At 49.4% G+C, this 911-nt stretch carries 2 rRNA genes; both read right to left on the bottom strand.

What is annotated here, in order from left to right:
• Nucleotides 1-23: 23 nt before the first annotated feature.
• Nucleotides 24-135 (bottom strand): 5S ribosomal RNA (gene rrf / locus ACL9RF_RS17725).
• A gap of 109 nt (nt 136-244) precedes the next feature.
• A 23S ribosomal RNA gene (locus ACL9RF_RS17720) occupies nt 245-911 on the bottom strand; the annotation flags it as partial.

Here is a 911-nt window from a genome sequence, read left to right as displayed (position 1 = left end):
TTCCTGAAGGGGATTTGTATAAAAAAAGGCACCGACCTACTCTCCCACCTGTTACGGCAATACCATCGGCTCGGGCGGGCTTAACTTCTCTGTTCGGAATGGGAAGAGGTGAACACCGCCGATATAGGCACCTGAATATCATTTGATAGTATCACAACGTACAACATAAAATGTATCGTGAAACATATCATTGACGTATATTGAAAGAAAAAATAACAAGAAGTAGAAGACAACAGAACTATCCGCTTGGAAAGCTTCGGGCTATTAGTATCACTCGGCTTTGGTCTCTCAACCTTTACACCTATGACCTATCAACGTAGTCATCTTCTACGACCCTATAAGGAAGTCTCATCTCGTGGCTAGTTTCGCACTTAGATGCTTTCAGCGCTTATCTATTCCATACGTAGCTACCCTGCCGTACACCTGGCGGCATAACAGGTTCACCAGCGGTATGTCCAACCCGGTCCTCTCGTACTAAGGTCAGATCCACTCAAACTTCCAACGCCCACAACAGATAGGGACCGAACTGTCTCGCGACGTTCTGAACCCAGCTCGCGTGCCACTTTAATGGGCGAACAGCCCAACCCTTGGGACCTTCTCCAGCCCCAGGATGTGACGAGCCGACATCGAGGTGCCAAACCTCCCCGTCGATATGAGCTCTTGGGGGAGATCAGCCTGTTATCCCCAGAGTACCTTTTATCCTTTGAGCGATGGCCCTTCCATACAGAACCACCGGATCACTATGTCCGTCTTTCGACCCTGATCGGCTTGTTGGCCTCACAGTCAAGCAAGCTTATGCCATTGCACTCCTCGTACGGTTACCAAGCGTACTGAGCTTACCTTTGAAAGCCTCCGTTACCTTTTTGGAGGCGACCACCCCAGTCAAACTACCCACCAAACAATGTCCTCGA

This window comes from Sphingobacterium sp. Mn56C (genome assembly GCF_049319645.1).
Classification (GTDB): domain Bacteria; phylum Bacteroidota; class Bacteroidia; order Sphingobacteriales; family Sphingobacteriaceae; genus Sphingobacterium.
This window is presented reverse-complemented; position numbering and strand designations above follow the sequence as displayed.